The sequence below is a fragment of the Rufibacter psychrotolerans genome (assembly GCF_016924645.1).
Lineage (GTDB): Bacteria > Bacteroidota > Bacteroidia > Cytophagales > Hymenobacteraceae > Nibribacter > Nibribacter psychrotolerans.
In genome coordinates this window covers 230,575-252,055 of record NZ_JAFFJV010000011.1, presented here as the reverse complement: position 1 = coordinate 252,055, position 21,481 = coordinate 230,575, and the positions used below count along the sequence as shown (strand labels likewise).

The 21,481-nt window shown below is 51.3% G+C and carries 8 protein-coding genes; all 8 read right to left on the bottom strand.

Going from position 1 to position 21,481, the window contains the following annotated elements; genetic code table 11:
• Positions 1-238 precede the first annotated feature (238 nt).
• Positions 239-1,903 (bottom strand): M1 family metallopeptidase, encoded by a 1,665-nt coding sequence (locus JT718_RS11990; protein WP_205502934.1) that lies wholly within the window; start codon positions 1,901-1,903, stop codon positions 239-241.
• A 295-nt stretch (positions 1,904-2,198) separates the two neighbouring features.
• Positions 2,199-3,854 (bottom strand): sodium-dependent transporter, encoded by a 1,656-nt coding sequence (locus JT718_RS11985; protein WP_240337054.1) that lies wholly within the window; start codon positions 3,852-3,854, stop codon positions 2,199-2,201.
• Positions 3,855-4,005: 151 nt separating this feature from the next.
• Positions 4,006-5,970 carry a glycoside hydrolase family 127 protein gene (locus JT718_RS11980; RefSeq protein ID WP_205502932.1) on the bottom strand — a complete coding sequence of 655 codons (1,965 nt, stop codon included), beginning with the start codon at positions 5,968-5,970 and terminating at the stop codon, positions 4,006-4,008.
• 99 nt (positions 5,971-6,069) lie between these two features.
• Positions 6,070-8,469, bottom strand: a complete 2,400-nt coding sequence (locus tag JT718_RS11975) for a glycoside hydrolase family 127 protein (RefSeq protein WP_240337053.1) — start codon at positions 8,467-8,469, stop codon at positions 6,070-6,072.
• Between the two features lie 359 nt (positions 8,470-8,828).
• Complete coding sequence (locus tag JT718_RS11970; RefSeq protein WP_205502931.1) at positions 8,829-10,421, bottom strand: RagB/SusD family nutrient uptake outer membrane protein; 1,593 nt, start codon at positions 10,419-10,421, stop codon at positions 8,829-8,831.
• 17 nt (positions 10,422-10,438) lie between these two features.
• Entirely contained in the window at positions 10,439-13,438 is a 3,000-nt protein-coding gene (locus tag JT718_RS11965) for a SusC/RagA family TonB-linked outer membrane protein (RefSeq protein WP_205502930.1), read from the bottom strand.
• A 1,621-nt stretch (positions 13,439-15,059) separates the two neighbouring features.
• On the bottom strand, positions 15,060-17,771 hold the full coding sequence (locus JT718_RS11960) for a DUF5695 domain-containing protein (RefSeq protein ID WP_240337071.1): 2,712 nt from the start codon (positions 17,769-17,771) through the stop codon (positions 15,060-15,062).
• A gap of 307 nt (positions 17,772-18,078) precedes the next feature.
• Complete coding sequence (locus tag JT718_RS11955; protein WP_240337052.1) at positions 18,079-21,159, bottom strand: beta-L-arabinofuranosidase domain-containing protein; 3,081 nt, start codon at positions 21,157-21,159, stop codon at positions 18,079-18,081.
• Between the last annotated feature and the right edge of the window lie 322 nt (positions 21,160-21,481).

Below are 21,481 nucleotides of genomic sequence, written 5' to 3'. Positions count from 1 at the left end.
CGCCTATTTTAAAGGCATTTCTCGAAAAAGGCTTTAAAAACAGGACTACCCATTCATCCCGGGAACCATGTAGTTCAACTTGAAAGAAAAGCCAATTCCTCACTCCATTTTCTATCCATTATGGGTAAATCAGCCCAAAACAGAGTTGATTGTAGGCAGCACAAGAACTAGAGGAAGGGTATTCTTCCATGTAGCCAAAAGGGAACTTTGCATGGACGTTTGTTTAATAGATAATTCCCTAGATTCCCTCCTTGCGGGTGGAGTTTACGTAGAAATTAGGGTCCAGGGCAAGCTCCGTTCCGGGTTTCACGCCCTTTAATTCCTTCCAGGTGGTCAACGGCTCCAGCCACTTCTCCTTACCGTTCAGGTACACTTTCACCGGTAAGTTGAACCCCGCTACGGCGTTACCCCACCGGTATTTGAGTGTGTTACCGGCAAGCTGGTACTCCAGTTGGGGAATCCTGATGTCGCGCAGGTACTGGTTGAAGAAAGGCGTGAGGTCTCGGCCCACCTGTTGGCTCAGGTAATTCTCAATCTGTTGGGTGGTCACGGTCTGGTGGTAAAACTCTTTGTTGAGGCCGCGCAGAATATCGCGCCACTTTTTATCATTGTTGACAACCTGCCGCAGGGTGTGCAGCATGTTGCCGCCTTTGGGGTACATGTCGCCGGAGCCTTTGTGGTTCACGTTGTATTCCCCAATGATGGGTTCTTTGTTCCCTATTCCGGCCCTGGTCCCGATCACATATTCACTGCCCGCTTTTTTACCGTAGTGGTACTCCACAAACAGGTTCTCAGAGTAATTGGTGAAGCTCTCATGGATCCACATGTCGGCGATGTCTTTATAGGTGATGTTGTTGGCGAACCACTCATGCCCCGATTCATGGATAATGATGAAATCGAACTTCATGCCCCAGCCGGTGGACCCGCTGGGATCTTTGCCCCGATAGCCGTTTTGGTAGCCATTTCCGTAGGTCACGGCACTCTGGTGCTCCATGCCCGTGTAGGGTACCTCAATCAACTTGAAGCCGTCTTCATAAAACGGGTACGGCCCAAACCAGTGCTCAAAGGCTTTGAGCATGCGGGGCACATCTTTGAACTGTACTTTGGCTTTTTCCAGGTTCTCTTTCAGGACGTAGTAATCACAATCCAGAATGCCTTTCTCGCCCTTGAATTTCTCTGAGAAATGCACGTAGTCCCCAATGCTCAGGTTAACCCCGTAATTGTTGATGGGGTTGGAGACAAACCAATGGAACGTCTTGGTCCCGTCTGTGTTTTGCGCCACGCCCCGGAGCTTTCCGTTGGAGACATCCATCAAATGTTCAGGAACGGTCACGCTGATGAGCATACTGTCCGGCTCATCATACATGTGGTCTTTGCAGGGCCACCAGAGGCTGGCTCCGTCTCCCTGATTAGAGTTCGCGATGAAAGGCTGGCCCTGGACGTCTTTTTTCCAAGTGATGCCGCCACTCCACGGTGGATTCTTGCTCACAACGGGTTTTCCGCCGTAAAATACCTCCACGGTGTTCACGGCTCCCACAGTTTGTTTCTCGGTAAGCTGCACAAAGAAAGCATTGCCATCGCGGGTAAAGGAGAGTTCTTTCCCGTTCTGCGTGATCTTCTCAATCTGCATGGGAGACTGCAAATCTACCTGCATGCGTTGACTAGGCGCCAGAACTTTGTACGTGATGGTGTTCGTGCCCCTGATGGTACTGTCTGCGGGATTCACCCTCACGTTGAGATGATAATAGGCCAAATCCCACCATGCCCGTTCCGGGGTGATACTACCGCGCAGGGTGTCTTGCCGGGTGAAAGATTTAGTCTGGGCCTGCGCCACTGTTCCCCACAAGAGCAGCAGGAAAACGGAAAGCACACTGGTTTTAACGCAGAAAAATTTAGAAACCATCTGAAAGTTAAACTAAGGTTTTAAGCCAATTTTATGGAAAAGGCCTCAAAAAGAAAAAGCCCCAAGAGACCCTCCCTGCCATGCCAAAAGGACGCATTTAGAAGCCCAAGCGGAAGCGCCTGCCGTTGGTTAGACGGGGAGCACACACCCTACTTTTCGGGTACGTCCGCTGCTGTTTCCTGAAGATCCACAGGGTAGGTTTTTGGGGGTACTTTCAAGACTTTGCTGAAAAAGTAAAGGGTCATGCTTGTCACCAAGCCTAGGGTGATGAGCATAAAAGCGAGGGCGGCCGTATTCATACTTTTGTGAGTTCCAGGATTTCACTTTCTTGTTTGCGTTTGGCCAGGGCTACTCTCCGTTGGTGGGCCACAAAAACCAACCCACAGATAAACACAAAAAGGCCTAACAACAGAAACCGAGAGGCATTTACATAAAACAATTGATCCTGTAACTGCTGTATTTGGGTGAGATCTGTGGTAACCGCAATTTTCTCATGGATACTGCTGTTCATGAGCTTTTTGATAATGGAGGAGTTGTCCATTTCCCAATCACCCCGCAGGTAAGCTCCCCAGTCGCCTCCTTTCGGGGTGAACAGAGAACCCACAAACACCCAGAGCAAGAGTGCGGGGGTTACCCACCTGATGATGAACCGGTAAACTCTGGGCACTTTGAGGTCGGCGCCCTCTGTAATCTCACGCCAACCTTTGCCCAAGCCAAACACCCAGGCAAAAAGAATGCACTCCAACAAGGCAAATACCACCAGCGCCACGGTGCCCGTCCAGTAGTCATATTCATCAAATACTCCGTAGTTGAAAAACAGGACGGTAGGCATGCCTAGCAAGAGCACCAGTCCCCCAAACGACCAGGCGGCCGGTTTCCTTTTCCAGTTGAACTCATCCTGCAGGAAGCCCATCCAGGGGGTACCCATTGCCAGCGAAGAAGTGATGCCGGCGAAGAACAGCAAACCAAACCACAGAAAACTGGAGAACGCGCCTAAAATGGGGCCCCACTGGAAAAACAGGTACGGTAAGGTCTTAAAGCCTAGCCCAAGCCCGCCCAATTGCACCAACTCGTTTACCTTGTCTATGCCCAGGTAACCCACTGCCACCGGTATCAGAATCGCGCCACCCAAGACCACTTCCACAAATTCATTCATCCACCCGGCAGACATGGCATTCAGGGCAATGTCATCCCTTGATTTCATGTAGGAGGCATAGCAATGAATGGTGCCCATGCCCACCGCCAGGGTAAAGAAGATCTGCCCGGCCGCCGCCAGCCACACCGTAGGAGAAAGAATCTTATCGTACTGTGGTGTCCAGAGGAAGTTAAGCCCCACGCTGCTGTCATGGATGGCCCCTGCTTCCCCGGCCGTAATGGTCAATCCTTTATAGGCCAGGAATATCCCGAAAAGGATCAACAAGGGCATGCCTACCTTCGCCACTTTTTCCACTCCCGCCATCAACCCCTTTGATAAGATCCAGGTGTTGAGCAAGAGGCAGACCACAAAGAAGAAAATAGGTTCATAGGGAATCCCCACAGACGAAGGACCAAGACTAACGTATTGGCTGAAGAAATTGCTAATATCCTCCTGAGTCTGCCCGCTGAAGGTGCCCAACAGGGAATGCATCATGTAGGACAAAGTCCAGGACTCCAGGTAGCAGTAGTAGGCCGCAATGGCTATGTTGGTCCAGATGCCAAACACGCCCACGTACTTCCAGAGGGCACGTTTGCCCATAGAATCCAGGATAAAGGGTGTGGAGTGATGGCCCTGTTTGCCGCCAAACCGGCCCATGGCCCATTCTACCCAGAGGAGCGGAATGCCCATCACCAGAAAACAAACCAGATAGGGAATGATGAAAGCGCCTCCCCCATTCTGCACCGCCTGTACTGGGAACCTAAGAAAATTGCCTAGTCCTACGGCATTGCCGGCCATGGCCAATATGAGTCCCATGCGGGAACCCCATGATTCTGAACCCCTTACTCCCATTGATCTACGTTAGTTGTGACTGGTGACAAATCAAAGGCCTACAAACAATCCCCCTTTGGGATGAGTGTTTCTATGCCCTGTGGTTCCTGGTTTCTTTTCTGCAGGCGTGTGCCCGCTAATAGTTTAGCATGATGGCGTTGATTTTGGTGGGCAGCCACACTTGCATGGGGCTTTTGCCCCGGTTAGCCCAACTGTAATATGGAATGGCGGTAATGGTCTTCTTCTGGGTAACCGCAGACAAACCATCGGCTGAAACGGAGACAACAGGTACTTCTGCCTTCAGGGCCACCACCCCGTTTAGGAGCTGTTTGTTAAAAGTAGCCTCAAAACGGGTATCCTCGGGCACCACCATGTTCCAGGCTTCGTTGCCATTGTCTACTCCCTCTACGCAGTACACCAGCGGTCCCCTTTGCAGGGCTATCCTGTTTCTGTTGTAGTGGAGACTGTCTTTGGCTACTACTTTCTTCACTTCCATGGGAAGATCCAGTTCCAGGCGGTCTCCCTTCTTCCACTTTCGGTCAATCACGGCATAGCCCCTTTCCATCTTGTAGGGCACGGCTTTCCCGTTCAGTTTCAGGGTGAACTTGGTTGGGGTCTGGTCTGAGAAGCGGTACAGATCGCCGGGTACCGGATCACCCTGCACCCAGCCCGGAATGCGGAGATGCAGCGTGGCGTTGGTCGCCTTCGACGGGTTCACGGTCAGATGCACTTTGCCTTCCCAGGGGTAATTGGTTTTCATTTCCAGCGGCAGACTGCCGTTGGGTGTTTTGAGGGTTGTCTGGCTGCCGATGTACAGGTTCACCCACACGCCGTTCCCAGATTGGGCATAAATGTAGTTACCCAGTGAAGCGATGAGGCGGGAGATATTGGCCGGACAGCAGGCCGTCCCGAACCATTCGCTACGCTGGTGCTGCCCCCGTGAGGCCAGCGGATTGCCGTAGAAGAAACGGTCGCCGCTCAGGGACAAGCCATCCAAGGCGCCGTTGTAGAGGCTGCGCTCCAGCACGTCTACGTACTTGCTTTCACCGGTCATAGAATTCATGCGCTGGTTCCAGAACACCATGCCCACCGAGGCGCAGGTTTCACAGTACGCATGTTCATTGGGCAGGTCATAATCCTTTGAAAACCCTTCATTACGCCCCGAAGAACCAATGCCGCCGGTAATGTACATGTTGCGGTAAACCACGTCTTCCCACACGTCTTTCATGGCACCCATGTAGCCTTCATCGCCTTTGTGGGCCGCCACATCGGCCGCGCCGGTGTACATGTACATGGCCCGCACCGCGTGGCCTGTGATTTGTTTCTGTAGTTTCACCGGTACCACATCCTGGGCATAGGCGGTGTCTTTCCAATCGGTCCAGGTGTAGCCTTTGGCCAGTTTGCGGCCGCGTTCCTCCAGCAGCCAATCGGCCAGGTCCAGGTATTTTTTGTTGTTGGTGGCTTTATACAGCTTTACCAAGGCCAGTTCCAGTTCCTGGTGCCCGGTTACCCAGTGCTGCTTGCCCGGCCCGAACAGCGAGGCGAAATGATCGGCGAACTTGGTGGCCACGTCCAGCAGTTTGCGTTTGCCGGTGGCGTCATAGTACGCCACGGCCGCTTCTATGAGATGCCCGCCGTTGTAGTCTTCGTGCATGCTCATATCGGTCCAGCGCTTCTCGGGGAACTGGAGCGTGTAGTAGGTATTCAGGTAGCCGTCGGGCTGCTGGGCCTTGGCGATGAGGTCTATCCATTGGTCGGCTTTCTTCTCCAACTCAGCCGATGGTTTGTTCCTGAGGGAATAGGCAATCGCCTCCAGGGCCTTGTAGACATCGGAGTCATCGTAGAAGAGGCCTTTGAACTCACCTTTCTTCAGACCTGCCGTAATCTCAAAGTTCTGGATGCGGGGCGTTTTCACCTCGGTTTGCTCAATACAGACCGGAATCGTGACGGTGGCTACCTGGTCCACGCGGGGTTTCCAGAAGGCATCGTTGATGGTGACTTTAGAAAAGTTGACCGGGGCAATGTTCCTGATGCCGCCCTGCGCGAAAGCCCCGGTTTGCACCAGAAGCAAGGCGGCAAGGCTAAGAAGATTCTTCTTCATTTTTTCAATCCTTAGGCGAAAAGTAGGTAAGCGATGAAGGCGAGACAGGACCTGTGAACAAGAATCTTTGTCCTGCCGCTTGAAGAAAAGGGGCACTGTCTATTTGGACGAGGTGCCCCCTGAAGTGATGTTTTCTTTCACCATCCGCACTCCGTAGATGGGCCCTGCATTGTTCTTGGGCTTGGCTTGCAGCGTAACCGTCACCTGCTGCTTGCCCTTCACCAACGCCTGCGGAATATCATAGGAAATGTCATAGAAGCGGCTCTCTTTGTACTTATTCAGGTCCTCAGACGCTATTTTCACGCCGTCTACCAGAATATCAAAGTTTCTGCCCCGGTTGTCCATGCCCCAGTAAGTGCCCATGAGGGTGTTCTTGGCGTTGGGTGCCACTTTCATCTTGAAGACCAGGTTGCCGCCCTGTTTGGTGGAGCGCCACTTGCGGCCGTGGCCCTCGCCGGTGGTTGCGCTGTCTCCGGTGAGCTCATGGTCCCGCTCGGGTTGCATCTCGCCTACCCGCAGAATGTCCACGGTGCGGGCTTCCAGGTCTCGTTGTCTTTGCTTTTCTTCCTCGTACAATTTCTTCTGCACGGTCCATTTCTCGGGCGTGAACACGTCCCAGTAGACAGTGTAGTACTCGGTGCCGGTCTGGTTGAAAGGAATCAGGTTCACCTGCTCCGGCAAGGCAATGCCCGCAGTCTGGAACCGGAGTTTCTCCTCGTTGAGGGTCCTGATCCATTTGTTCGCGTTGGTTTCGCTGGTGACCAGCACGGGTACGCCGGTCACGGGCTCCGGCTCTTTCTCTCCTAACACCCCGGCCAATAGCACCGGACCGTAGAATACGGCTTTGCGGTTGGGATTGTCCGGCATGGCCTCAGTGTAGAAATCAGATTGGGCGGTGAATTCTATTTTGTCGTTGTTTTTCCATTTTCTGGTCAAAACCAGGTAGCCGTCTTGGTCAGCGGATATTTTCTGAGTCTTGCCGTTCACTTTCACCTGCAGGTCCTTGGCCCAGTGCGGCCGGCGGATGCGCAGCGGGAAAGCGGTTGCTTTGTTGGCCGAAATGGTCAGGGTGGTGTGGTCTTTGGCCGGGAGTTCGGTTTCCTGTTTTACTTTGACGCCTTTCTCTTTCCAGTCCAGCTCTGAAGGAATAAACAGGTTGACGAACAGGCTGCCGTCCTCCCCCCGAAAGTAAATGCTCTCGCCGTACTTCACGTGGTTCTCCATGCCCGAGCCCACGCAGCAGGTGAAGTCATCAAAGGGCGTGCTGTAGAACTTCCGGCCACCCATGCGCAGCGGCACGAAATAGGTCATCATGCCGTCTGCGTGGTTCTGGGAAGCCAGGATGTGGTTGTAGAGCGCTTTCTCGTAATAATCCATCAAATGCGCCGAGGGCTGCAGCGCGAACAAATGCCGGGTCAGCTTGAGCATGTTGTAGGTGTTGCAGGTCTCGGTGGTGTTGTCGGTGAGCTTGTCGCTGAGTTTGCCGGGCTCACCCAGGTACTCGTAGTTGCTGTTTCCGCCGGTGGCGTAGGAGTGGTTCTGGGTCACGGTTTTCCAGAAGTAATCGGCGATGGCGATGTCTTTCTTATCACCGGTGAGCTGGTAGCGGCGAGCGCTGGCAATAATCTTGGGAATCTGGGTGTTGGAGTGCTTGCCGGGCAGAATGTCTTTCCCCTGCGCCAACGGATCCAAGATGCTTTTGTCGTAGAACCGGTACGACAGGTCCAGGTACTTTTTGTCTTTGGTGATGGCGTAGGTGTTGACCAGGGTCTCGGCCATGCCCCCGTACTCACACACCATCATCTCCTGCATTTTCTCGTCGCTCAGGCCTTTGATGGTTTCCCCGGTCCAATCAGCGATGCCTTTGTTCACGGCCAGGGCTTTCTGGTTGTCGCAGTACTGGTAGGCATCCAAGAGGCCGGCCATGATCTTGTGCACGGTATACCAGGGCGCCCAGGCACCGTTCAGGTCAAAGCCCCTTGATTTGATGTTGCCGCTGGCTACCTCGGCCCACATCTTGTCCTCGTTGGGGATGGCGCCCACGTAGCCGGTTTTGCGGGCTTTCTGGGTTTGGGCCAATTCCTCCACGATGTAGTTCACGCGGTCCAGGTAGGCTTTGTCTTTGGTGGCCGCATACTGCATGGCGCACGCCGAAAGGTAATGTCCCAGACTATGGCCCGCTAGGCCCGATGATTCCCAACCGCCGTATTTAGGCGCTTTGGGTTTAAGACCGGCATGGGCCCGGAAGTCGGACAGCAAACGGTCTGGCTCAATCTTCAGGAGGTAATTGGCGTCTGCTTTCATGGCCTCCTTGAAAGGGCTTTCCAGCAGTTTCACGTCCTGCAGATTAAAGGAATAAGCCTTCATGCCCACCACCGGCTTCACCTGCATAACGGTGTTGTTCCACTCCGGAACATAAGATTGGGCCTGTGCCGTATTGAGGGAGATCAACCCTCCAAGGAGCATGGGCAGGATGGACCACTTTTTCATTTCGTTCATAAAGTCGGGGGTTTACTTGATGCTACTGAAATCATTGGGAGCAACCTCTAGGGCAAAAAAGAATTTACCGCCAGCTGGAATAACTGACTCCTGGTGCGCGGGTCAGAGCACTTTCTTATATCTGAAGGATAGTTTTGAGCCTTGTTTCAGAAAAACACGCCTAAAACGCCCCTCTCCTAAAATCTTCTTCTAATGCAATAAACACTATAAACCTGAAAAGAAACTTCAGCATGTTAGCCAATGGTAATACTATGTTAACACCCCCTTAACAAGCTGTGGGTAGAAAAAAAATCTGCTCACCCGCCTCCCTTGCCAGGAGGTGAATGAGCAGACCTTCAAACAAACCAACCAATTACTTTCTAATAACCAGGATTTTGGGCCAAGTTAGGGTTCTTGTTGATTTCCTCAGCCGGGATCGGGAACAGGGCTTTGTTGGGGCTGCTTGGGCTATGGTTAAACCAGGCTTTCGTGCCGAAAACCCCAAAGCGGATCAGGTCTTGTCTGCGGTGCGCCTCCGCGGCGAATTCCCAACCCAACTCATCCAGCATTCTTCCGAATTGGATGTCACCTCCGCCACTGCCGGGACCTGCCTGCACGTTTCCGTTCTCATCCTGCAGTCCGTATTCATAGGTGCTGCCTTGTTTCAATTCATCTCCGGTTACCGTGGCTTTGCCCGGGTTGGTATTTTTGAAAGCACGCTGGCGGACTTGGGTCACTAACACGGCTGCTTCATCTGCCCGACCCAGGCGCAGCAAGCTTTCGGCCTTCATCATGAGTACATCGGCGTAGCGCAGCATGGGGAAGTCGTTGTCCAGCGCTCCGGTGGCTCCTTCTTTGATTTTATACTTTCCAATTCGGTAGCCGTGGTTTGACTCGGTGGCAGCAATGCTAGGCAACAATTTTACATAGTCAATCACCACCTGACCAGTAGAAGGATTCCTCTGCGGACCCATGATCCAGGTGTCTTTCAAGCGGCCGTCCTCTGCATCGTAGGTATCAATGAATTGCGGCACCGCAGCATTTCCTCCCCACGGACCGGCCTGCATCTTATAGACGAAACGGCTGGCTGGGTCCAGAGTTTTCATGTGCACGATGTTGCCAGTACCGTAGATCTGATCATAAGGAATGGCAAAGATAATCTCAGGTGAATTCTGGTTGGTGTAGGTGAAGACATCCGAGTAGTTGGGATCTAGGGTATATTTCTGGCTGTTAATAATCTCATCACACTGCTGTATACACTTTTCCCATTGGGGTGTGCCGGTGTAAACTTCAGCATTCAGATAAATTTTTGCCAGTAAGGCTTTCACCCCCCATTTGTTCAACTGTCCGTAGGTCGCTTTTGGATCGTCACTCAGGACGTTTACCACTTCCAGCAGTTCTTTTTCTACGAAGTCATACACCTGTTTGCGGGTTTTCTGCTCCGGTAGCTGGGTGTCCTTAAAATCCGTCACAATGGGAACATTGCCGTGGTTATCCAATAAAAGGTAATAGGCAAAAGCCCGGGCAGCCCTTAGTTCTGCCACCAACACCTCTTTTCCGCTCTCCATGGCAATTACCCCATCTTCAATCTGGGCCAGAACCCGGTTGGCGGTGGTGATGCTACGGAAGGCGCTTAACCAGGTATTCTGGGGCTGCCATTGCAGCGGGGTCCAGGTGTGGGTGTGCATCCGAAGATACGTGCCCCCATCGTACCAGCCGTTAGGGCGGGCAGGCGTAACAATGGCATCTGCGCTTTCTTCCTGCAGATCAAAATAACCTTGCCAGCCCATCATCAGCCCTCGGAAGGAGGCATACACCGGGGCAATAATGGCCGGGATGTCTTTTTCAGTTGGCTTGAAATTAGAGGCGAGAACTTCTGAATAAACCTCTTCATCTAGGTTGGTGCAGGAACTAATGCTACCAACTGCTCCTAAAGTAGTAGCCAGGGTATATACTATTAATCTCTTTTTCATGATCGTGTACTTAAAACCTAGAAGGATACATTTAAGCCTGCCGTGAACGTGCGGGTAGTAGGGTATTTGTCGCGCTGATCATTTCCGGGGTCAAACCCTAAGTAACTCACCCCTTCCGGATCCAGCCCTTTGTAACCGGTGATGGTCACCAGGTTCAGGCCAGACACATACACCCTTGCGTTTCTTACAAATTTGATTAGGTCTTTGGGCAAGGTGTACCCAAAGGTGACGTTATCAATTTTCACGTAATCTCCTTTTTCAATGTAGTGGCTTACATACACCAGGTCGTTATTGAGCCGTTTTCCGTAAACTGGGTCATAAGCGGTTTTTAACATGTTATAGGCCGGGTTCTTGGGGTTCTCATAGAACATGCGCTGGAAGTTGAGAATGTCATGCCCAAATGCGCCTCTGATGTTGACCGTCAGGTCAAAGTTCTTGAACCGGGCAGAGTTGTTCCAGCCCAGCACGTGCTTGGGAATGGCGTTGCCGTAGTATTGACGGTCTTCCTGCGTGGCGTCATTGATAGGAATGGCCTCACCGGTTCTGCTCTCTACCAGCCATCCGCCGTTCGCGTCTACCCCCACCGTTTTCCAGACATAGAAACGTCCTATAGGCTCTCCAACCGCAACCCGGTGCGTGAAATCCTGGATGGGTTCTCCGGTATACCCGGCATCAAAATACTCTATTGTATTATCAAACTGGTCATTGGTCAGGGAAACCAGCTTTGTTCTATTAGTGGAGTAAGTCACATTAGAGTTCCAGGAAAAATTCTTGGTTTCAACCGGAACAAAATTCACCAGCGCCTCAAATCCCTGGCTGCGCAGCGCACCCGCGTTGATGGTCATGAATCCATACAGATAAGGTGGTGACGGTACTTCGAAGTTATAGAGCAAGTCTTCAATGTCACGACGGAAGAAATCCAAGGAACCACTGATGCGGTTTTTCAGGAAACCAAAGTCAAGACCCACGTTGTATTCCCCTTTTCTTTCCCACCGTAAATCTGGGTTGAAGTTACGGACCGGAGTAAAGCCCCTTACCCATTTACCTCCAATAAATGCCCCATTATCTTGGCTGAAGTTATAGCTGATCTGTGAGATATACGGTGCATTGGCAATAGTACCCGTTACCCCGTAGCCCGCTCTTACTTTCAGGTCAGATACAAACCCAAGGGTCTTCATAAAGCCCTCCTGGCTGATTCTCCAGCCTACCGACACGGCCGGGAAGGTACCCCATTTGGAGTTGGCCCCAAATTTAGAGGAGCCCTCACGCCGCACACTGGCCATGAACAGGTATTTGTCGTTCCAGTCATAAGTCACACGGCCGAAGAAGCCAATCAGTTTCCAATTGTCTTTGTAGCTATCCATGGCCGCTAAACCCGACTGGACGGCTTGCCCTACTCCTAGATTGTTCCATCCATAAGAATCCGTGGGGAAATTCCAGTTATCGGCGTTGAATCCTTCATTGGTCTCATCTTGCCAGCTGTATCCGCCCAACACACTGAAACTATGTGCCCCAAAGGATTTGGCATAGTTAGAGGTGAGTTCCAGCAGGTTGCTCCGGCTTGCGCCGGTGCTTCTGCCCGCATTGCTGTTACGGTTATCCAACCAAGTATCTGAGTGGTTGAATGTAGAAGCATAGCCGTACAAGGAACTTCCCTGGATATGGGAGCCTAGCACTTTCAGGTGTAAATCCTTGATGGGAGAATAGTCTAAGCTACCGCTCATTCTCATTTCCCGGGTGGTATACTCCCGGTTGAATTCCTCTATCCTGGATACTGGGTTCAGGTAGAAATACCCATCTCGTTCCTGCCATTCCCCTGTTTCTGTCCTTACCCGGTCCGTTGGGTTCCGAATGATCGCCTGCCGATACGCGTAACCATCTCCACCGCCCTGCACCGATGAACTAACCGTATTGATCAACTGAATATTTGCCTTCAGTTTCTCATCAAACATAGCATGGTTTATATCTGCCCGGGCAACGAAGCGTTCTTGCCCCGTTCTTTTCATGATGCCTTCCCAGTTTCTGTAGTTGAGCGAACCCGTGAAATTGGTGGTGGAGTTGCCTCCAAAAAAGGTCAGGTTGTGGTTGTGGCTGACCGGTGTCTGCATGATCTCATCCAGCCAATCGGTGTTGCCGCCGTAGTCATCGTAATCAATGCCTTCTTCCCTGATCAACCGGCGGTAATCATCACCCGTCAACAGCTCTGGCCTTCTGGCAATGGTCTGCACGCTGGTATAGGCGTTGTATTCCACTGTGCTGCGGTCGCCCTGGCTTTTGCGGGTGGTGATCAGGATCACCCCTCCCGTGGCCCGGGTCCCGTAGATGGCGGCTGCAGACCCGTCTTTCAACACATCCACTGACTCAATGTCTTCCGGAGCCACCGTGTTCAGATCGCCGGGTACGCCGTCAATGATGACGAGCGGGTTGGAGCTTCCCTGGATGGAGCTTATGCCCCGCAGGTTAATTTGGGTGGTGGCAGTGGGGTCTCCGCTGGGGGTGGTCACCCGCAAACCGGCTACTTTCCCCTGCACCAATTGGGCTGCATCCCGCACGGCCCCCTGGACGAAGTCCTCTCGGTCTACTCCGGCTACGGCACTGGTCACATCACCCCGCTTCTGGGTACCATATCCAATCACCACCACCTCATCCAGCACTTGCCGATCTGACTTAAGGCGGACGCTTATCTGGGCTTGAGTACCCACCAGTACTTCCTGAGGAGTATATCCGATATAACTAAAGACCAACACCGCAGTATTTGGCACCGAAATCTGGTATTTCCCTTCTGCATCTGTCATAACCCCGGCGGTGCCTCCCTTCACAGAGACAGAGACACCAATGAGGGGAGAACCGTCTTCTGCCGAAGTCACAACCCCTGACACTGGCCTATTTTGCCTTGTAACCACGCGTTGGTCCCTCACCCCAGCATACGCATTTCCCTGGTGAAAACAGGGAAGAATGGTGTACAACACCACGGTACCCGACCAAGCGAGAACCCTATTCGTAAATTTCCATTTCATAAAGTCAATTGTTTAATTACAAATTGAAAGAATTCACCTACCCTTCAGCACTGAAGGCGCCATCCACCAGTACCAGGAGGCGCTGGGTTGCCATCTGAGAAAATGGACAGACAGAAACTTTGTAAAAAGAACAGCCTAAGCTGCATTCGGGCAATACCCGCCAGCAGTGCGGGTAGGCAAGATGAAGGAAGTGCTGCTGTACACAACCTTTTGCCAGGCGGGGACGCAACCCCATCCCTTTGAATAATGATAATAGACTTACGCTTGAGCACAAGAGCATAAGAAGAGGGGGAGCCTCCGAAATATTCAGACCTCTTCCGGGGAGTTCTATATGAAAAGTACTAAAACAACGAACTTATTAGCCGACAACACGAGAGTGCCCTCCTTTAAGGTTGGCAACCGCTTGATCCCTCATGCCTTTTAGGTCATTACTAGGGATTATTGCTTTAGAGGTTAATTTCTTCTTATTTGAAACATAGTATGACTGCTATTGTAAAAGCAGGTTGACTCGGATAAAGTGTACCGTACTAGGTGATATACCCGTATTTCCTTCTCCTATATCCTTAAAGGAGAATTTCAAAGTTCTTTATGTGATTAAGACCAGTTTTCTATAACCATCACCTTAGCGTTTAGTATGCCTTGCTGTGTTTGATTTATTCAATCTAGATTTTGGATGCAGCACCTTAACAAATCTACTATTTCCTCTAGTGTAACCCCTCTTCTGGATTATCTAATACAGATACTATATTAACAATGGCTTAACAAATCTTCCCCAAAGGAAGAATCAACACCCTCTTGAGAAAGATAGTCTTTGCAGGTGAAGTAGGGTTTAAGCTTGCACCCCAGTCCTTTTCCTCAGTTCTACAAGGATGATTGCTCCTTCAGTGAGCCGGGCTAGAGACTTCTCGCTCCTTCAGCCTGATCAGGGTAATCTTACAGTGGGAAACCGGCATTTACCCTGAATTGGTTAATGCCCTGAACCAGGAAACTACTATAGCCTGCTGGATCAAGGCATTAACTGACTTTTCAGTGCTTTCACCAATAGTATCAAAGGCGCCGGGTAACCCCAGGTGGCGCAATGCCATTGCTAGCCCTTCCGCAACCCGGGGAGCCAAAGGCAGAGCTGCTCTCCATCACAAAGGGCTAGGTAATAGCCAGGCAGATTGAATGGCGCCGAACGTCACGTGGTAAGGGTTGTAAACCACACCTCAACCGGGAATTGTAGCTGCTAAGTACCACAGTGATGGTCTGTCCTAAATCTTCGGCATTAAAGGGCACGTCATGCCTTTCTTGCCTTGTCTCGGGTCCTTGGGCGGCCCATCACACCGGTCCGTAAAAAACTGACTAGATTGGGTTGGTCCATTACCCTAGCCGGGTGTCATTGGAGGGGCTTGTTCAACTCGGCTACATCGCCGTTCCCCAATTGCTGTTTGATCTAAAGGATCTGCCTGGTGTTGTTCTTTGCCGTTGATTATCCCCGATGCACACCCCTAATGATCGTACTTCTCCTCCCCTTGATGGTCAGCCGGGATTGTCCTCGATTGCAGGAGCACGGAACAAACCTGGCTTAGCTACTTTGTTTTCATTCCACTCCCCGATTGAGATACTTTTTAATGGGGTTTCATTTTTTTAGCCGGGCAATAATCACTTCCGTCTCTTGGTTGGAAAGGTCAATTTCATAACCACCTCGCTGCATCGCCACTTTTGTTTTCAACGCATACGGCGCTTCTGCTTTTCCCCTGCCTGGCTGCTCAAGGGTTAGGAAGGCTTTGGGGGTAAAAGCATCAGCTGGAGCAAGGGCTATTTTTACCTGGCCCGAAGCGGGATGAAAAGAGATTTTATTCATCTTACCCGCCTGTAAGGAAACCCACAAACCGGCAGGCGCAATAAATACCGCCGATCTGCCAGCAGTGGTAGGCTGCACTTCTACCCATTGGTTCTTCACGCTTTCATTGCCACCAAAAGCCACCCATCCAAAGTCGGGATGCTGCGCTAAATAAGTAGCTGAGTTCACGGCGTAGCCAAAGAAGCCAGAACCGTAATCGCCGGAATAACTGTCGTTGCGCAACGTGGCTGGAAAACTGTGAAATGCGGCGGGGGCAAACCCTTCTTCGGTAATATTGGAGAGGGTGCCCAGAACGCCGCCATAACCCACCCGCAGTAAATAGAAATTGTCTGGTTGCCGGCGGTATTCTGTCAACACCGGAATGGCGTTCAGGCCTGAGCCATAATGATGGATCATGCGCTCCACCCGGGGCAAACCTCCCGCATATAGAAAGTCCCAATAGCGCCTTGCGTTGCCGTTATACGCCCAGTGGGGCACGGTGGGCATGTAGGCAAGGATGGCGTTTAGCGTGACATCGGCTTTTTCCTCATACCCAAAGAAGAGTGACCAGATATATACCTCTTCCTGACCGGTAGAATCCCAGGGCATTTCGCTTCCGAAAGGATAAGGGAGGGAAGCCCAGTGAATGGCCCGTTTTTTCATTGCTGCTTCCAGCGTACCGGCCATTTCGTTCATCCCCTCTGCTTTCAGATCTTTTAGAACCATATAAAAGATGGTTCCTTCCATTTGCCCGAACTCTGCATAATGCGGTGCCAGGCGCACCATGGCCATCGCCGTTTCATACGCGTTACTCAGGTACCAGTTCCAGGATTGGGCAGTGACCAGCCCCTTGTGGTTACGGGCCAAGCGGTAGAGTACCCAATGCGCTGCGGCTACGTGGGGGTAGTTATAGGAACGTCCCAGAGAATACGCTTCTTTCTTGGGCCACAGAGACCACACTTTCAGGTTTGCGGGAATATTGTACGTGCCAGCGGGCATGGAGTCAGGCGCATAATAGAACAGGCTTTTGCGAACCCCAAACTTATTGGGGCCCTCTGCTAGCTGTATGCGGCCCCACAGGGTTTCATCTACAAAGCGCTGGAGTTTGTCTATTTCTGCCTTTTTAGGCAGGACAGATTGCTTCATGATGGCCCCCAGCCAACTGCCGGCTCCTGCTTCATCACTTAGACCAGCTATCCAGACTCTGTTATCTTCCAGCACCTGCTGCTTTTTCTCATTGTCGTAGCTGATCACCGAAGGGCTTCGGCCAAAGCGGTCGCCTTCCTTTTCAAACCACTGCTTAGTGGTTAAGAAATTTCCGTAATCGGCTACGGTTTCTTTTTCCGGCTTCACCACTTTGTAATGGATGGTTTGCATCAAGCCATCTTCGTACTGAATGGTAAGCCTTGCCCTTCCCCATTTTTTGCCTTTGATGGCATATGCCTTCCATCCGTTTTTGGCCGTTGTCGCAGGGCTAATGAGCAAAGCGCCTTCCGGTTCCATCTTCATGGTCCGGACTTTGCTCTTATGGTTGATAAACAGCTTGCCGTTCACGTCCTGTGGCAATACATACCCTGGAATGCCCACGGCCACAGGGCGGTTGTGTTGCAGCAGTTTCTTCTCAATGGTTTCCGGGGTACCAGCCAGCACAAAGCGAACGCCGTAGCTTTTGGTTTCTCCCGGTTTAAGGACCATAGAAGTTGGTTGGTTCCAGGGTTCTGCTTTCTGCCATTCATTTTCTGCAAAGGCCTTGCTGTGCACCATCCATTCATAAAAGCCTTCAAAGGTGATTCCCCTGGGAGTGGGGTCATCGTTTAAGGGATTGTACGCCTCAAAAGGCGTTTGTCCGTACGGAAGCACCAACAGGGAAGAATCTTTTCCGTGCAGGCGGGTTACCTGTAAATAGCCGGCATCTTGCCCAATGTAAGGATCATACAATACGTTCTGCGCATGCGCCTGTACCAGGTTTTTTCCTTCCAGAATGTTGTTGAAGATCATGGGAATGCCCAAGGCCCCAATTTCCACAGGTTCAGTTGTTCGGTTGGTCAGTTCAAAGCGAAGCACCAGCTGTCCTTGCTCTGTCTGCCAAAACCGTTTTACCTGAAGTGGTATATCGGCAGGCAGGGTGTTGGCCAGATCGGCGGCCGCCAGAACAGCGCCCTTTGTAGCCAGAGCCTGTACAGGTTTGCGTTGGGTGGCGGTAGAGAAAGATTTCCATTGACCTGACTGCCCCTGGCGGAGCCGTACATTCAAATCACCCAATTGATACATCCCGTTGCTGCTGCGCACGTTCAATCTATCGCCTGGCGTAAAATCAAAAGTGGGTTCTGCTTTAGGTTGCAAGGCCGACACCGTTTGAGAGGACTTTACCAACGCAACCTGGAAAGAAGGAGTTTGGAAGGTAATAGTACCCTGTTCTACCCCCAGGGTTGCTGGCCGTTGGGCAAGATCCTTCCAAGACTGGGCAAAAGGTTGGAGGGGAAAGAATAGCAGCAACCATCCTGGCATTGCTTGGATAAACAGCTTTTTGAAGGATACCATGGTTCTATCTGTAAAAAGCATCATGGGCGATAGTTTTGAAGTTAGTAGGAGGTGTAGGTACAATGGTATTAGGTAAGGGCGGATGGTCTTGTAGCCTGCAAACCGCCATGGCACGGCCTGTGATGGCAAGGACCTGCCTGCTGTTTCTGCAACCGGGTGTGCAGATTAGCTTAAAAAGGATGCCTCAAGTTCAAGGCATCAGGAGGCCTCGCAATGCGAATGGAGCTATCGCTCCGTGGTAAGCAACGACTCCACTCGCATTGACGTTTTAGGCCTATTTCAATGTAACATCCAGGTAAACAGAATGACGCCCGTATGTATCATAGAAGGGTTTGAACACCACATCATCAATGGTGAATTGTAATTGCTGAGGATCACCTTTGATGGACTTGCCCAAGTCTGCGGCATCCAGGGTTACCTTGCGCCATTCTTTCCTTGCTTCGGGCTCCTGCGCGGCCAGCAGGATTGGTCCGTAAAACAGACTGGCAATGTTGGGCTGGTCCATTACCGGGTCCAGGTGGAATTGGAAAGGCATTCTCAACTCAACCACATCGCCGTTCTTCCATTTGCGGCTTAGTTTCACGTAACTGCCCGGGGTGGCTTCCAGCTTTTGCTCTTTGCCGTTGATCTTCACAAAGAACCCCTTGGTAGCCCAGCCTGGCACCCGCACATTGACATCAAATTTTCCGCTGCCCTTTATGGTCAGGCGGGTATGGTCTTCTTTTGGAAAGTTGGTGGTCTGCTCTACGGTTACTTTGCGTTCTGTCCATTCCAGGGTAGAAGGCACAAAGAGGTTGACATAAAGCGCCTGGTTATCCTTGCTTTTGAAGTAGATGGAGTTCTGCAGTTTGGTGCTGCTCTCTATGGCAGTACCGTTGCAACACGTAAAGCCGGTCATGTTAGGGTTGCCAAATTGCTTGATAGACCCAGGTCTGAGCGGTACGTGATAGGTATTGGCGGGGCTGTTCTCCGCCACAGAAGCCAGAATATGGTTGTACAAGGCACGCTCGTAGTAGTCCATGAACTCTGCGCGCTGGTCAAAAAGAAATAGGTCACTGGTCAATTTAAGCAGATTGTACGTGGCGCAGGTTTCGTTCTGCCCTCCGGCCGCGAAGCCGTTTTCATACAGGGTTCCCGGTTGGGCAACAAAACACTCTGCATTGTTGGGATTACGGGCACCGGCCACTCCGCCAATGCTGTACATGTAATCATTAACCATCTTATACCAGAAGTTATCAGCTATTTTGTAATACTCCGGATTATTGGTGGCCCGGTACGTCTCTATACTCCCGACAACTTGTGGTATGTGCTGGTTGGCATGCAGCCCGCGGAAAAGATCTACGTTCTTGGCCAAGCCGTGTGAGTGGGCCGGGTCACCGAAGAACACTCTGATATTGTCAAATAATTGCGCTGTTTTCAGGTGGTTGGGTTTGCCGGTGAGGCGATACATACGGGCCATGGCCTCATTCATGCCGCCAAACTCACCGGCAATGTAGGTGTTCCACATTTTGATGAGCGTATCCGTAGGTACTTTGGTCAGGCGGGCGTGCACCCAATCTCCCATGCCAGAGGCGACGGTAAGGGCTTTTTTATTGCCGCTCACTTCGTACACATCCATCAAGCCGGCCAGTATCTTGTGCAGGGTATAATACGGTGCCCAGACCTGGTTCTTCTGTCCGCCGTACTTGGCTCCGTTTTCCAGCATGATAAACTGGTCCGGCGGATAGGCGCTGATGTACCCCACTCCCCAGTTCCAATAATCGGTGCGGATGCCCGCGTCACTCAGGTCTGAATCAAACGTGGTTTTGCCCGGGCCGTGCGGCACCGCTGATGGGTCAGACACATGTGGACCTCCTGCTTCTTTCGGCTGGCCGGATAGTAAGGATAACTCATAGAGGGTGTTTACCATGTCCTCCATTTTTTTGGAGAAATTAGCCTGAAGGGCCTTGTCATACCCTGTGCCGGCATAGGCCTGGGCGATTGCCGTGAGGTAATGGCCGGTGGCATGTCCCCTTAATTTTGTTTCCTGGCTGTCCCAAACACCTAGTGGCTTTGCCCCCTCCGGTTGTTTCTGGCCAAAAGCATGGCGGAACATATAGAGAAAGGAGTTAGGTTCGGTTTTAGCTAAGGTGTTGATAAACTTGTCGCGGTTCTCAACAAACTGGGTTTTCTGGCCCTGCGCATCGTTCTTGAGGGAAACCTTGCCTAACTCAAAGGCGGCCAGCTTTAACTCTGGCTTGGTAGTCTTGTTTGACGCTTTGACCGTGACAACTGCCTTCGGCTGAAAATTTGTACCGGCAACCCGACCTGTAATGGTGTAGCGGCCGGGCTGAAGAACGGGGCTGTTGTCATTAGGGGCAGGCCAAAGTACCCGTACTTTGGGACCTTTCCCCTGCATTTCGCTGTTGTAAGTTCCTTGCACGTGGCTAGGCAATCTGGGCAAATCTCCTACTTCTGTTTCTACCTCTACATCAGATACCTGAACCAGATACTTGTTATAGAGCCTTGCCTCAGTGGGGGGGAAGCTAGGCAGGTCGTCTTCCACTTTCTTACCCGTGGTATTTACCAGCCCTTCATTGAGGCCGCGGCCGCGCCGGGCATTGTGATAGATGGTAGCCACCTGTCTACCGCTCAGGGGAATGCGGTAAATCCGGAAATCATGTACCAGGGCATTCAGGTTGGGATCTCCCGGCAGTATTGATTTACCGATATAAAGCTTTTTTTCTCCTGCTTGCTGGCCAAATACCTCGGTCAACTCCCGTGGGATGTCCTTTGATTCGCCCACTGGTTTGCCATCGGCATAGGTGACCATAGATTTGGAAGGAATGTCTATCACAATGGCAAGATGCACCCACTTATTGGCTTCAATGGCCGGAGAAACCGCTCCTTTCTTATTGCCTTTTTCTGCGGTAATCAACGCCTGGAAGCCTTTCTGGGCATTTGTGCCAACAGGAGCCGCATAGAAATGTTTGCTGGCATCTTTTCCGAAATCGAAAAAACGTTGGCCCAGCTCCGTGGAACGCAAGAATAGCCAACCAGAGATACTGAGGGATTCCAGGTCTGTCAAGGCTTCACCTGGGAGGACAACAAAAGAATTTTTGTCACCAGAAAGCGACAAGACCTTGCCAAAGCGGTTATCATTGACAAATGCTGCCTCTGCACCCTGAATCTTGCCGTGTAAATTATTCCGGGACCAGTCTTTGATATCTCCGTTGAACACATAGCGGGCAATCATACCCGTTTCACCAATACCATCTAATATCTGGTCTCCATTCTGGGCCTGCGCGGTGCAAACTCCCTGGCTCAAGACAGAGACGAACAGGGAAATGCGCATGAGTACTTTGTACATTCTCATAGATAAATCATGTTTTTTAAACCAAACACGGAGAGAAGGGAAAAAGATAAAAAGGCTTTGAACTAGCATCTTTATGACTACCCCTACTCACCTAAGGGTTAGTGCCATTGCGGTTTAACCCTACTGAGAGCCGCATAACACCATACAAAAAGAAAGGAATAAGTTTCTGGTAACCACTGCATTTTTAATGGGGAACGCAGTGGTTGATAATTTTTATAAAGCTATCAAGAACCCTTAGGTTTCTATACGCTTATTTTAGCCGATAATTATAGTATATTAACAAACGTCCAAACTCAAAGCAAAAGTTATGTTTTGCCCCATT